Consider the following 13,575-nt stretch of genomic DNA (forward strand, 5'->3'; position numbering starts at 1 on the left):
TTCCAGGCAAGGCAGAACGTCAGGGCCGGATCGCAGACCATGCCTGCGATCCGGCCCTGACGAACAAATGTCCTTTGCTGATCAGTCCCGATCAGTCGGGGCAGCGTCGTCGTTGATGGGCGGAATAACCGTCGTTTCCTGATCGGTGACCGCCTTCTCCACCTGTCCGTCCTCACGCTGAGCCGGCGCGTCGTCGGCCTGGACGGAGGCATCGGGAAGGGCACTCGGCGCTGGGGAGGGCAGAACCTGAGTAGGCATATTGGCTGAGGGCCTGACAGCCGCAGCCGCGCTGACATCATCCCCGGAATTATCGGCAGAGTCAGTTGCCACACCATCGGCTGGCTGGCTGGCTGGGGCCGGATCGACTGATGTCTGAGGGGCCTCTTCCTGGGTGTCGGCAAGGGGCTGCTCGACGGCTTGATCCTCCCCTTCAGCCTTCGAGGACGCCGCCGGAGCCGACGCAGCAGGAGTCGGCAACGGATCTGCGGCAGGCACAGCATTGACCACGGGCACGCTGGGCGCCTGTCCCTCGTCCTGGTCATTGACCACAGCCTCATCGTGGAAGCCATCGAAGTTGCCGAAGGACTTGGAGAAGATGTTCCGCAGCTCGTCGACCCGGGAGGTAATGGTGGCCTCCCGGTGCTGCAGCTTGGTGATGTGGTCCTTGAGCCCGTCAAGCTCGGCCTGGGCGGCCTTGCGATGGGCGTCGACTTCGGCCTGGGCGCGCTGCTTGGCCTCCTCCAGCAACTGGTTGGCCTTGCGCTCGGACTCCTCACGCTTGAAGGATGCGAACGAATCGGCATCCTTGCGAGTGGCCTTGGCCTGTTCAATCAGCTCCTGGGTCTCCTTCTCGGTCTTGACCCGCCGATCCTCCAGGCTCTTGAGCAGCTCGCCCACCTTCTTGGTGGCATCCTCCTGCTGGGCGGCGATGTCGGAACGGACCTGCTCGGCCTCGGCGTTGACCTTGGCCATGGTCTCGGCGCTGGTGACCTTGGACTCGTCCACGATCTGCTGGGCCTCGGACTTGGCTTTGTCGGTGATCTCCGAAGCCTGCCTCCGGGCGTCATTCAGGCTCTTGGAGACCTGCTCGCGCACGTCGGCCAGCTTCTTGTTGGCCTCGGCCAGGGCCTTCTGAATCTGATCGTTGGCCTCTTTCTTGAGCTTGGCGATCTCCTCGTCGTTCTTGCGCCGCTTGTCGGCAATCTCCTTGGCGGCCTTGGCCTTCTGCTCGGACAGCTCCCTGTCCTGGGTGGCCTTGCTGGTGGCCAGCCGCTTCTCATGCTCCTCGCGGGAGTTTTGCAGCTCCAGATCCAAGGCCTGTCGACGTTCGGCTACCACCTTATCCGCCGCTGACTTGCTCTGTTCGCTCTGCTGCTTGGCGGTGGTGGTGACGGTCCTGGCTTCGTCGTTGGCGGCCTCAACAATGGACTTGGCTTTGGCGTTGGCCTCGTCCACAATGTGTTTGGCTTCAAGCCGAGCCTCGTTGACCAGGGTCGTCGCCTTCTCCTGGGCGGAGGTCTTGGTGGATGCCGCATCCTGCTTGGCGCGGTTGAGCAGCTCGGTGCTGGTCTGCTCGGCCGAGGCCAGCAATTGCTGGGCGTTGGCTCCCAGTGAAGCAAAGGAGTTGCGCGGCTGTTCGGGCTTACGGGACTTGGCCTCCTGGAGTTCCGCCTCCAGCTTCAGAATGCGATCGTCATCGGCCTTGATCTGCTGACGCAACCGGGCCAGATTGCTCCGCGAGGCCGCCAAGGCCTGGTCGACCCGCTCCTTGTCATAGCCTCGCAGGACAACGGGAAACTGATCTTCGGCCATGGAAACACTCCTCTTCGCCACCAGGACATGCCGGCCCGTGACAGAAATGTCTTCGGTCCGGTGGATTTACCTCGACTCTACCCCATGACCGGCCGAAAGTCGCCGTCTGACCTGCCGCCGACACATTGGCCTTACATACGGGTCTCAGGCGATAAGAATGGGACTGGAGGAGGGCCTGCGGTAGTAGCGAATGGTCTCATTGACCACCTCGCGCACAGCCTGTATCTGCTGATCCAGGGGCAGGCCGCACTCCTGACCGCCGCTTTCGTTGACCAGGGGAAGGCTGACGAACCCGGCCAGGACATCCTTGTGTCCTGCAGCCCATGCCAGCAGGTTGTAGAAGAGCGCGTTGCAGACATAGGTGCCTGCGTCCGAGCTCAGGGTGGCAGGAATGCCGCAGGTGCCGAAGTCATGCAGGATGGCCCTCAGCGGCAGTCGGGTCCAGTAGGCGGCTGGGCCCTGGGGGTCGATGGGCTGGCGGCTGGCATGACGGACCGCATCTCGAGACTCCTGCTCCCCAAGATTTTCACGGTCGTCAGCGTCGTCCTCCTTGAGGTTGACGGCGCAGCGCTCCATGGCGATGCCGCGAGCCCGACGCTTGAGCCCTGTGGCGATGATGATATCAGGGCGCACGCGCTCTATGGCCTCATGCAGGATGGGCCAGGCCTTGGCGAAGCTGACAGGCATGGTGACGGAGGAAATAGCCAGATCCACGCCCTCCAAGGGATCCTCTTCGGTGGGGCCGACTGGCCGCATGCCTTCCATGCCATGCTCGGCCAGAGCCTGTGAGACCTGATAGGAGGGGTTGACATCAACACCCTCGTAATGATCGTATCCGGCGACGATGACCTTGATCTGCTCCATGTGCCCCATGGTACACAGGGCTTCACCCGGCCAGGGAGTGCGCTATCCATTCAGCCATGGGCACGTCCGAGGGCAGGGTGATCTTCATGTTGGTCACACTGCCGGCCACGATGGCCACCGGCTCCTCGGGCAGGCGATCCACCACCACCCGGGTGTCGTCAGTGGGATGGAAGTCGGGGTCTGCGGCGGCCAGGTCGTAGGCCTTGCGGAGGGTGCCGAAGCGGAAGGCCTGCGGGGTCTGGGCCCGGAACATGTTGTCTCGGTCGGGCACCTGGCGCACCACCTTGCGCTCGCCCAGGTCGCCGGCCATCAGCATGGTGTCGGTCGAGGCCACGGCCACGGTTGCGGCGTTGAAGGTATCCAGGGCATCGATGCAGCCATTGATGGACTCCTGGCTGACGAAGGGGCGTACGGCATCGTGGATGAGCAGCTTGGCGTCCTGGGGGATCTCCGCTTCGGCCAGGGTCTGCAGGGCCGCCTCGGTGCTGTCCATGCGCTCGATGCCGCCCTGGATGACCGTGCGGACCTTGTCGTAGGTGTCATCGCCCACGATGGCCTCGACAGCCTCCCGCACCCGATCGTTGACCACGACCAGAATGTCGGTGACCCGGGCATTGAACTGGAAGGCATCAATTGACCAGGCGATGATGGGTTTGCCGCCCACCTGCACCAGCTGCTTGGGGTTGCTCTCGTCAAACCGAAGGCCCAGCCCGGCTGCCAGAATCACCGCCACAACTGGCTGAATCTGCTCCTCCGGCTCTGCGTTATCCTGACTGACCTCGGACGGGGCTGCTGATGCTCTGCTCTCACTCATAGACTCAACGGTACTCACGCGGGGACAGGAAGGGGCGCAGACCCGGCGCTATCTGCACCGAACATCTGCACCCGAGGCCTGCTCCAGCTGCCGGAAGCCGGATCAATCAACATACTGCATCAGTCGTCGGCCAGGATAAGGGCCAGCATGCGCCCCTCCCCCGCCTTGCTGGCCAGCGAGGCCCGGCGGTGGGAGTACCAGAGCGGATTCTCCAGCGTGCACAAGGGTCGGCGCAGATCCTCCAGACGCCTCGACAGGGAGGGACCCTCACTGTCATGGCTGCAGAGCTCTTCCAGATCCGGATCCTGGCAAAGGTAGCTGGTGGCGGCACCGACCCGGGGGGCAGAGTCCACGATGCGGGTCACTCCGGCCGCCTTCAGTTCCATCCTGGCTGCAGCGGCGATGTCGATGGCGATTCCGCCGAATCGGCATGGTCCGGATGCGCCGGGGAAACGCTTCTCGAAGTCATCAGCCAGGTTCGAACACACCTGATAGCAGTCTGCGCAGATCCGAGGCCCCAGCGTTGCCACGATCCTGGACGGGTCGGCGCCCTTGTCGGCCATGGCCTGGACTGTGGCTGGAATGACACCGGCCACCAGACCACGACGACCGCAATGCGCCGCCCCCATCACGCCGGCCTGGGGGTCGGCCAGCAGCACGGGGAGGCAATCGGCGGCGAAGATGCCCAGGGCCAGGTCACTACGGGTGGTCACCTGGGCATCAGCCTCGCAGCGTCCCTGGGGCTGACCCTGGTCGGCATCCCAGACCCGGGCTGAGTGAACCTGGTCCACCAGGACCATGGGACGGTCCAGCTGGCGGCCCAGGGCCTGACGGTTGGCAGCCACCGCCTGTGGGTCGTCGCCCCCCTTGCCGCCGAGATTCAGCTGGGCATAATCGCCCGAGGAGACACCGCCCAGCCTGGTGGTGTAGACCACTTTGATCCCAGGCGCTAAGGCTATGGGAATGGTGACTGGGATCGGCCGGCCTTGATCGTCCAGTGACGGCAGGGAACTGCTGTCCAGTAGGGTCCTTTCCCGATCCCAGGCTTGGCCCTGAGCGCTCTGGGTGCCCTGCTCTCTTGGTTCAGACTTGGGACTCATGCAGTCGCCGCCCGGTTCAGGCGGTCCATCTCGTCCTCGCTCAGTTCCATGTCAGCCGCCTGTAGGGAATCCAGAATGGTGGCCGCTCTGTGAGCCCCGGGAACCACAAAGACGTTGCGGTTCTGGGACAGTTCCCAGGCCAGGACCACGCGCTGGTGGGAGACCCCGCGCTCCTGAGCCACCTGCCGGAAGGCATCATAACGGGTTTCGTCCTTGGGCGCTCGGAAGCCTCCCAGGGGGCTCCAGCAGACGAAGGCCAGACCCAGTTCGGCCGCATGGTCCAACTCCTGGCGGGAGCTGGTGAAGGTGGGCGAGAACTGATTCTGCACGGCCACAAGGTCATCGCCCAGAATCTTGCGAGCCAGGTCCATCCGCTCGATGTCTACGTTGGAGACGCCCAGGGTCCGGGCCACGCCCTGCTTGGCCAGTTCAGCCATGGCCTCCAGCGACTCCTGGTAGGGCACCTGCGGGTCAGGACGGTGCATATAGAGCAGATCGATGGTGTCCACGCCCAAGGCCTGAGCGGACTCCTTGGCGTGCCGGATCAGGCTCTCCGGCCGACCGTCCACAGCCCAGGTGGGCCGTCCGTCAGTGAAGTTGCGGTAGTGCCCAACCTTGGTGGCCACCAGCACGTCCTGACGAGGTCCCTGCCAGGAGTCCAAAGCCTGGCGAACCAGCCGCTCGTTGGTCTGTTCGGGGCCGCCCGATTCGTAATATGACCAGGCGGTATCCAGATGTCGGCAACCGGCATCCAGGGCCTGATGGATGACGTCGATGGCCGTTGCCTGGTCCGGCTTGCCCTCGATGGACAATCCCATGCAACCCAGTCCGACCGCTGTCGTAGTAAAGGGCCCCAAGGCCCGCATCGACGATGTCATGGATGTACTCCCGTCTTGTAGATTGATGCCGGCTTCAATGCCGCCGGCTTCCTATCGAGCTTAGCTTGTGGCCCAGTATCAACGACCGCCGAAGGAACCACCACCGGAGCCGCCACCGGAGCCGCCGAAGGAACCACCACCGGAGCCAAACCCACCAATACCACTGCCGGAACTGTTGCCGCTGGCCTGGCCGATCAGGCCGCCGATCTGTTCGAGTCCCTGGGTCAACTGAGTACCCAGATCAACCACCCCGCCTTGGCCAAGCATTGAATTTGCAGCCAATGTTTCAGGGCTACCCTCGGAGGAAGCCACCGGAACATTCTGGCTGTAAGGCAGGAAGGTACAGTAGAGCAGGCTCCCGCGCGCATTATTATTCAGCCAGTCGAAGTCGGTCAGTTCAGGGCTGGCCTGTGCCAGCTGAGCGACAACCCGGTCACTTATACCGAAGGCCGCAGCGTAAACCAGGTAGCGGTCCCAGAGCACCAGGTCCTCCACGCCCCGGTGGCTAAAATCGCTGAAGTCCAGCAGATAGCGCCGAAGCCCTGACACCTGACCAGCCATGAGCTGTCCATTCCTGCTGAGCACTTGCGAACTACCATAACGAATGGAGAATGCTGCAACAGCCACCAGAAGCACGGCCAATGGCGCACGTACCAGCACGGTGCCCGGCAGGAATCCAGCCAGCAGGATGAAAGCGGCCAAGAGCACGGCCAGGAAGGGCAAGACCTCTATACCATGACGATAGGCACGCAGGTCAGCATTGTTGGTCTCATACTTGACGGCCTTGTCGAAAGCCTCCAGATAGGCCTTGCCATGATGAGCTTCGGTACTGGAGAAGAGAGCAATCATCTCGTACAGGTCGAAACGTTCATCCTTGGAGCCCATCAGAGCAGAAGCACCTTCCAGCATGGTCAGGCAGGCTTCCTCGCTTAAGGACAGGGCCAGGGAGGCTCGATCCTGACTGCAGACCGGATTAATGACCACCTCCATGGACTGCCGTTTGCCTTTGTGGAGCAGCGAGCGCATCACCTTAGTCAGGGAACCTCCGCCGGAATTCGCCTGGTCCTCATACTTGACCGGAATCAGAGCGATGGCCCGCTTGGAGGCCAGGGAGAGAATGGTGGCTGACAATTGCCTGCCAATAGGGGATTCTCGGGTCAGCATCAAATCGTTGATAACAGCGGCCACGGCCGGTGACAGATCAGGAGGCTGACGGTAGTAGATAATATCGCCTCGGTACTGGGAGTCTCCATAGGTGCGGAAGGCCTGCCAGAGCATCACTACAATCAGCGCGATAGCAGCTAAGACGGTCAGTACTCCAGCCAAAAGTCCGATCCGCGCCCATCTGGTCTGCTCGGCGTGCCAGTGCTCATACTGCTGGCGCTCCTGCTTGATGATGCGGTCACGCGCCGGTTGAGAGTCGGTCCTGACTACCGAGGAAACCCTCTTCGCATCGAAGAGAGCCACCAAATCCAGATGCTGACCTGGCCCGATCTGGTCAGCTGAAAAGTGGATACTGCTGTCATCGTCCACCTGGTAGGAACCCTTGCCAGCGAAATGGAGCCAGGCCTTGGCATCCTTGTCCTTCTCTGTTCCTATAAGCTTGGGAAGCCTGACATCAGCGCTCATATGCTCGACGGAAATCTGGTTGGTGTCGCCCACGGGCTCCCATTGGAATTCAGCCACATCGGGATGGGCAGTAGTGACACCGTGGAAGGTCATGTCGATGCGGAAGCGCCGACCTGAATCCTCGGCAATCTGCGGAATGTTCCAACCCAGCTCCACCTGACACCGGTTCCCCTGGGCGCCGCAGGCGGATCCTTGGTCCGAGTCGCCCGGCTTGTAGGATTCCAATCCTGAGTCCGAGACTGTGCCCATATACCAGGTGCCAGCCATGGTCTTATCCCAGTCGGGAACCTGATCGAGGTTATCAGGATCCGTCGGCGGATCGGCTTGCCTATATGTAGAGCCATTGGTCAGGTCGCGCACGCTTATGTCACTGATGCCCGTCAGCCGGTCAGGCTTGATCTGATAACGCTGGTAGAGCTCCCTCCAAGGACGTTTATCGCCGTTGTCGTCCTCACGGGAGTTCATGGTTACGGTCAGGTTCTGACTGATGCGCAAATCGCCGTTATCCAGGACCTGGACATCATAGTCCACTGAATCGTATACCAGATCCGGCCAATTCTTGTTGAAGATAAGCAGAGCAGCGACTATGGACGTCACCAAGGCTGCCACCAAAGCCAGTGCCAAGGCTCGGAAAAAGCGGGAAGTGCTCCAGGAGGGATGGCCTGAGACCGGTTTTCCAGAGGAGGCCACTGGGGCGTTCACTGTCCGAAGTCCACTACGGGCGCCTGGCGGCTACCCTCGTCAGCCTGGAAATACTGGGCCTGACGGAAGTGGAAAAGGGATGCGATGATGTTTGAGGGGACCGTCTCGATGCGGGTGTTGAACTTCTGAACCACATCATTGTAGAACTGCCTGGCGTAGGCGATCTTGTCCTCCAGGTCCTTGAGCTGACGCTGCAAGTCCAGGAAGTTCTGGTTGGCCTTGAGCTCAGGGTAGGCCTCCGCCCGAGCCATCAGAGTGACCAGGGATTGGCCCAGCCGCTGCTCGGCATCGGCACGGGCCTGCATCTGGTCCCCGCCAGCCGTCTGGGCCTGGGCCACGTCGGCGCGGGCTTTGGTCACCTCCTCCAGGACGGTGGACTCGTGTGAGGCGTAGCCCTTGACCGTCTGGACCAGGTTGGGCACCAGGTCGGCACGCTGCTTGAGCTGGACGTCAATCTGAGCCCAGCCATTGGCCACCCGGTTGCGCAGATTGACCAGACCGTTGTAGATACCGATTCCCCAGATAACCAGCAACACGACCAGCAAAACGATGATGATGAGCACGATCATTGATACGGACATGCCCTCATTCTCTCACTAAATTCAGAGGAGACAAAAACGGGACCCCGTCCAATGGAACGGGGTCCCGGCATCAGTTAGGAATCAGTCCTCACTGTCGAAGGGATCGAAGTCCCTGCGCACCCGGCGACGGGGACGCTCGGAACGCTCCTCCCTGTCGGCCCGGTACTCGTCGTAGTGCTCGTCGGCCGCATAGCGCGGGTTCTCCCTGCGGCCACGATAGCCGCCACGTCCGGAAGAACGACGCTCATGACGACCGCCACGGTCACTGCGGTCATCACGCTCGGCACGGCTGCCACGGCCCCGACGCTCGCCACGGCCCCGGCCGCCACGATCCTCGTCATCGTCGCGGGAGACCCGACGACGATCGCGACGGGAGCCGCGGTCCTCGTCCTCGAACCAGTCTCCGCCATCCTCATAGTCGCGGTCGCGGCTCTGACGACGGTGCCGGGGACGATCCTCCTGATCCTCGTCGTCGTAGTAGCGATCATCACGCTCGGAGCGGGAACGGCGCGGGGCCTCATACCGATCCTCGCGGTCGGAGGAACGGCTGCGGCGATCACGACGATCACGGTCACCACGGCCGCCACGCTCACGACGATCGCCACCACGGTCACGACGGCCGCCACGACCACCGCGATCACCGCGATCACGGCCGCCTGCGGACTCCTGGTCCTCGAAGCCGGGGATGGCCAGAGAGATCTTGCCGCGGTCGTCCACACCCTGCACGATGACCTCGACGGTGTCGCCCTCCTTGAGGACGTCCTCCACGGAGTCGATGCGCTCGCCGTTGGCCAGGTTGCGGATCTGCGAGATGTGCAGAAGTCCGTCGGTGCCGGGGGTCAGGTTGACAAAGGCGCCGAAGCTGGTGATCTTGACCACCTTGCCATTGAAGGTCTCCCCCGCCTCGGGCACATGCGGATTGGCGATCTGGTCGATGACCTCCTTGGCCTTGGCTGCTGCCTCGCCGCCCTCTGAGGCGATGTAGACCGTGCCGTCGTCCTCGATGGAGACATCGGCGCCAGTATCCTCCTGGATCTGGTTGATCATCTTGCCCTTGGGGCCGATGACCTCGCCGATCTTGTCAACCGGGACCTGGGTGGTGATGATGCGCGGCGCATAGGGGCTCATCTCGGCGGGCCCGTCGATGCACTCGTTGATCACGTCGAGGATGGTGGCCCGGGCTTCCTTGGCCTGCTGCAGCGCGGCGGCCAGGATGTCGGCGGGGATGCCGTCCAGCTTGGTGTCCAGCTGCAGGGAGGTGATGAATTCGGAGGTGCCGGCCACCTTGAAGTCCATGTCGCCGAAAGCATCCTCGGCACCCAGAATGTCGGTCAGGGTCTTGTAGGTGGGCCGACCGTCGACCTCGCCTGTGACCAGGCCCATGGCGATGCCCGCCACAGGGGCCTTCAGAGGCACGCCGGCAGCCAGCAGGGACAGGGTGGAGGCGCAGACGGAACCCATGGAGGTGGACCCGTTGGAGCCGATGGCCTCGGAGACCTGACGGATGGCGTAGGGGAACTCCTCGCGGCTGGGCAGAACCGGGATCAGCGCGCGCTCGGCCAGGTTGCCATGGCCCACCTCGCGGCGCTTGGGCGAACCCACGCGGCCGGTCTCGCCGGTCGAATAGGGCGGCATCTCGTAGTTGTGCATGTAGCGCTTGGTGGTGGGGCCGGACAGAGCATCGATAGTCTGCTCCATCTTCAGCATGTTCAGGGTGGTGACGCCCAGCACCTGGGTCTCGCCGCGCTGGAAGAGAGCGGAGCCATGCACGCGGGGCACCACGTCCACCTCGGCGGACAGGGTGCGGATGTCGCGCAGGCCACGGCCGTCGATGCGGTAGTCCTGGGTCAGGATGCGGCGGCGGACGATCTGGCGCTGCAGCTCTTTGAAAGCGTTGCCCAGCTCCTTGTCCTTCTCGGCCTCGTCCATGTCGGTGAACTCGTCGGCCAGAGCCTCGCGGACCTTCTCCTTGATCTCGTGGATGCGATCCTGGCGGGGCAGCTTCTCCGCGATGGAGAGGGCCTGGTCCAGGTCGGCGTGGGCCACCTGGTCGATGCGAGCGTAGAGCTCGTCGGTGTACTCGGGGAAGAGCTGGAAGTCCTTGGTGGGCTTGGCGGCCTTGGCCTTGAGCTCGCTCTGGGCCTCACACAGAACCTTGATGAAGGGCTTGGCGGCCTCAAGACCCTGGGCGACCACCTCTTCGTCGGGCTTGATCTGGCCCTCGTCATAGATCAGGCTCCAGGCGTTCTTGCCGGCGCCTGCCTCGATCATGGCGATGGCGACATCCCCGCCCTCGACCACACGGCCGGCCACGACCAGCTCGAAGACGGCGCGCTCGCGCTCGCTCCAGCGTGGGAAGGCCACCCACTGGCCATCGATCAGGGCCAGGCGCAGACCCGAAACCGGGCCCTCGAAGGGCAGACCGGAGATGAGGGTGGAGGCGGAAGCCGCGTTCAGGGCCAGCACGTCGTAGGCATCCTCGGGGTTGACGGCCAGGATGGTCTCCACGACCTGGACCTCGTTGCGCAGGGTGTGCGGGAAGAGGGGGCGCAGGGGGCGGTCGATCAGCCGGCAGGCCAGGATGGCCTCGTTGGAGGGCCGACCCTCGCGGCGGAAGAAGGAGCCGGGGATCTTGCCTGCGGCGTACATCTTCTCTTCCACATCGACGGTCAGCGGGAAGAAGTCATAGTTCTCCTTGGGGCTGGACCCGGCGGTGGTGGTGGACAACACCATGGAATCGTCATCAAGATAGGCGGCTACTGCCCCATCCGCCTGCTGGGCGAGACGACCCGTCTCGAAGCGCACCGTGCGCTTGCCATATGATCCGTTATCGATCGTGGCTTCTACAGCCGTGATTTCGGGACCCTCCATAGGGTTCCTCCTTTTGTTTACTGCTTGTTTACTACCTGATGTCAGGATGCTCGGCATCAATAGAATGCCGGAGATCCTTCTACTTCGGTCTGGCCCTGCCGAACCCCATGTCCGGCCATCTTCATGCCTTGCGGACCAGCCTTGCATTTCAGCTTGGCACCATCTTCTGCAACCCCATCCCGGGGTCGACAGTGCCTGGTTCAGTCATGCAAAAGCGCCCGAGCGCTAGGCCCGGGCGAAAGCATGCGTATCAGTGGCGCAGTCCAAGACGCTCCACCAGGGAACGGTAGCGGTTGATATCCACCTTCTTGAGGTAATCCAGCAACCGGCGACGATGGCCGACCATGAGCAGCAGGCCACGACGCGAATGATGGTCGTGCTGATGCTGCTTGAGGTGCTCGGTCAGGTCGGAGATGCGCTTGCTCAGCAGAGCCACCTGGACCTCGGGGGAACCGGTGTCACCCTCGTGGGTCGCGTATTCCTTGACGATTGCCTGCTTCTGCTCACTCGTAAGAGCCACGGCTCCTCCTCTTGCATTCTTCCGTTACGCGGTGCACCAGCCCTATGCTGAAGCGCTCTCGATCCGCGGGCGAAACACGCCAAAAGTCCATTATACACAGCGATGGGACCGAAGGCGGGAATGGGAGGAGGAACACATGCATCCCTGACGGACTCGGCAATAAGGTCATGCCGCGGTGATCAGGCCTCCGAAAAGGACGATGGCGATGGCCACCAGCTCGATGATGAAGAATAAGGAGAGGGCCGACCAGCTGTGGGTCAGCGTGTTCCAGGGGGAATCCTTGCGCACACAGACCAGGATGGCCACAAAGATAACCGCAAAGACCGCCACGCCCAGACCGGCGGCGATGATGCCCAGATTGGCCGCGTTGGCCAGGATAGCCTGATGCTGGTAGACGACGAAGGTGCTGTACCAGAAGTTCATCTTGAGCAGGCAGAGGCCGGCGATCAGCTGTTCGGCGGCCAGGCCCAGCACGAAGACCACCCGCCAGAACCAGGAGGATGACTCGATGATGGACATGCCGATGCCCATAAAGGTCAGCACGGTCACTGTCCAGGCGATCAGGGCTATGCCGCGCGGATCCAGGACCGAAGCATAGTGGAGCACGCCCTGGGTATGGTTGATGGCCAGCGAGCGCCCGTATCCATAAGGAATGACGATGGCCAGAAGTACCGCCAACGCGAAGACCACCCAGCGGACCGGGCGAGCACGGCGCTGCTCAATCTCAGCCAGAGAGTATTCAGAGTCCGGAATGGTCGCCTCAGGATGAGCCGAAACCTTGTTCACTGCGGTCGCCTCATCTGGATGCGGTTGCACGACTGCGGAATCCGTTGCATCGCTTCTGCCGGATTCCGCGCCATCTGCATCGTCGAATTGCTCCATCGGCGACCACACCTCCAAGTCCGCTGCTCGTGGACACATCGCCTACAAGCTTATACCGGGCAGCGCACCCGCGCCCAAGAATGCAAAAGGTCAATTCACTGGCACTCGGCATCCAGGCAATAGCAGATAAATGGAGTCGTTCTGACAGCGACACGGCTCACCCACGCAGAAGCGAGGAACACCTGATCTCTGCGACCGAAAATGCTGCAGACCCAGACTCATCCCCCACGTATCCGATGAGCACCCGGGCCGCGTCTTCTGACCAGCCGATCATGCACATCTGAAAACCATGACAATCCGTATTCAAACACCGTGCTAGTCATCTGCAAAGCAGACAAACCCTCAATCAGGGCACACCAATGCGATTACTCCGGCTGGAGAGGATCAAACACTCATGTACGGACTAAGAAGCGGTTATGGATTTTCCCCGGCGCTCCAATAGCGATTTTTACTGATTGCAACGGCCTGCGGAGCTTGGTGGGTGAATCAGTCGAACTGCCTGATGCCGATGACATCACGGAAACTCACATACTCGTCACCGGGACCGCAGCCTGTACCGTAATTTGTACCGTAGTAGACGCGATCCGACTGGATCATTCTCCTGTCCTCATCATCCAACGAATCCCAGACCCGCCGCTCGGCTTCATCCATTTTCTCAGTGATGGGATGCCTAGACGCATAACTGTCGATCAGATCCTGGGGGATGTTGTGATGAGTGGTGCAGGCCTTATCCTTGGTTGCCATGTCTCTCATGAAATCCTCATCCATGGCCATTCATCTCCTCTTATCTTTGCGAACCTGCAGGGCATCCATCCGATGTCCCACAGGATCATCCCCGCGCCTGCTGGGGACACAGAGCATTCTCATTTTTGGCCGAACAGACGGCTGGACCATCCCCAGAGAATCAAACACTCATGTAAGA

Annotated in this window: 11 protein-coding genes; all 11 read right to left on the reverse strand. The window is 62.1% G+C overall.

The annotated features are described in order from the left end of the window. Positions 1–81: 81 nt before the first annotated feature. Positions 82–1,812: a cell division protein gene (locus H3T92_RS02775; protein ID WP_198189360.1), complete on the reverse strand. Its 1,731-nt coding sequence runs from the start codon at positions 1,810–1,812 to the stop codon at positions 82–84. 144 nt (positions 1,813–1,956) lie between these two features. Further along, positions 1,957–2,676: a pyroglutamyl-peptidase I gene (locus H3T92_RS02780; RefSeq protein WP_198189361.1), complete on the reverse strand. Its 720-nt coding sequence runs from the start codon at positions 2,674–2,676 to the stop codon at positions 1,957–1,959. Between the two features lie 22 nt (positions 2,677–2,698). After that, positions 2,699–3,490, reverse strand: a complete 792-nt coding sequence (locus H3T92_RS02785) for an IspD/TarI family cytidylyltransferase (RefSeq protein WP_198189362.1) — start codon at positions 3,488–3,490, stop codon at positions 2,699–2,701. Positions 3,491–3,609: 119 nt separating this feature from the next. Beyond that, entirely contained in the window at positions 3,610–4,590 is a 981-nt protein-coding gene (locus tag H3T92_RS02790) for a polyphenol oxidase family protein (protein ID WP_232341836.1), read from the reverse strand. Beyond that, positions 4,587–5,468 (reverse strand): aldo/keto reductase, encoded by an 882-nt coding sequence (locus H3T92_RS02795; RefSeq protein WP_198189363.1) that lies wholly within the window; start codon positions 5,466–5,468, stop codon positions 4,587–4,589. Before H3T92_RS02795 ends, H3T92_RS02790 begins: the two co-directional genes overlap by 4 nt. Before the next feature lie 78 nt (positions 5,469–5,546). Next, positions 5,547–7,694 carry a DUF2207 family protein gene (locus H3T92_RS02800; protein WP_198189364.1) on the reverse strand — a complete coding sequence of 716 codons (2,148 nt, stop codon included), beginning with the start codon at positions 7,692–7,694 and terminating at the stop codon, positions 5,547–5,549. 101 nt (positions 7,695–7,795) lie between these two features. Beyond that, the gene (locus H3T92_RS02805; RefSeq protein ID WP_144085014.1) at positions 7,796–8,380 is read right to left on the reverse strand and encodes a LemA family protein; all 585 of its coding nucleotides are present in this window, start codon (positions 8,378–8,380) and stop codon (positions 7,796–7,798) included. Positions 8,381–8,461: 81 nt separating this feature from the next. Further along, positions 8,462–11,251 carry a polyribonucleotide nucleotidyltransferase gene (locus H3T92_RS02810; RefSeq protein ID WP_198189365.1) on the reverse strand — a complete coding sequence of 930 codons (2,790 nt, stop codon included), beginning with the start codon at positions 11,249–11,251 and terminating at the stop codon, positions 8,462–8,464. Between the two features lie 250 nt (positions 11,252–11,501). Further along, positions 11,502–11,771 (reverse strand): 30S ribosomal protein S15, encoded by a 270-nt coding sequence (gene rpsO, locus H3T92_RS02815; protein ID WP_024626835.1) that lies wholly within the window; start codon positions 11,769–11,771, stop codon positions 11,502–11,504. Positions 11,772–11,936: 165 nt separating this feature from the next. Next, positions 11,937–12,653 (reverse strand): hypothetical protein, encoded by a 717-nt coding sequence (locus tag H3T92_RS02820; protein WP_144085012.1) that lies wholly within the window; start codon positions 12,651–12,653, stop codon positions 11,937–11,939. A 486-nt stretch (positions 12,654–13,139) separates the two neighbouring features. Further along, a complete protein-coding gene (locus tag H3T92_RS02825) occupies positions 13,140–13,406 on the reverse strand; it encodes a hypothetical protein (RefSeq protein WP_232341837.1) in 267 nt (88 codons plus the stop codon). Between the last annotated feature and the right edge of the window lie 169 nt (positions 13,407–13,575).

The sequence above is a fragment of the Bifidobacterium sp. W8112 genome, from assembly GCF_016101425.1.
Taxonomy (GTDB): Bacteria; Actinomycetota; Actinomycetes; order Actinomycetales; family Bifidobacteriaceae; genus Bombiscardovia; species Bombiscardovia apousia.

What these genes read in the sequence shown, in the direction of transcription:
- H3T92_RS02790 (WP_232341836.1), bottom strand. Translation starts at nt 4,590, where the DNA reads ATGAGTCCCAAGTCTGAACCAAGAGAGCAGGGCACCCAGAGCGCTCAG.
- H3T92_RS02810 (WP_198189365.1), bottom strand. Translation starts at nt 11,251, where the DNA reads ATGGAGGGTCCCGAAATCACGGCTGTAGAAGCCACGATCGATAACGGA.
- H3T92_RS02775 (WP_198189360.1), bottom strand. Translation starts at nt 1,812, where the DNA reads ATGGCCGAAGATCAGTTTCCCGTTGTCCTGCGAGGCTATGACAAGGAG.
- H3T92_RS02825 (WP_232341837.1), bottom strand. Translation starts at nt 13,406, where the DNA reads ATGAGAGACATGGCAACCAAGGATAAGGCCTGCACCACTCATCACAAC.
- H3T92_RS02820 (WP_144085012.1), bottom strand. Translation starts at nt 12,653, where the DNA reads ATGGAGCAATTCGACGATGCAGATGGCGCGGAATCCGGCAGAAGCGAT.
- H3T92_RS02805 (WP_144085014.1), bottom strand. Translation starts at nt 8,380, where the DNA reads ATGTCCGTATCAATGATCGTGCTCATCATCATCGTTTTGCTGGTCGTG.
- H3T92_RS02795 (WP_198189363.1), bottom strand. Translation starts at nt 5,468, where the DNA reads ATGACATCGTCGATGCGGGCCTTGGGGCCCTTTACTACGACAGCGGTC.
- H3T92_RS02785 (WP_198189362.1), bottom strand. Translation starts at nt 3,490, where the DNA reads ATGAGTGAGAGCAGAGCATCAGCAGCCCCGTCCGAGGTCAGTCAGGAT.
- H3T92_RS02780 (WP_198189361.1), bottom strand. Translation starts at nt 2,676, where the DNA reads ATGGAGCAGATCAAGGTCATCGTCGCCGGATACGATCATTACGAGGGT.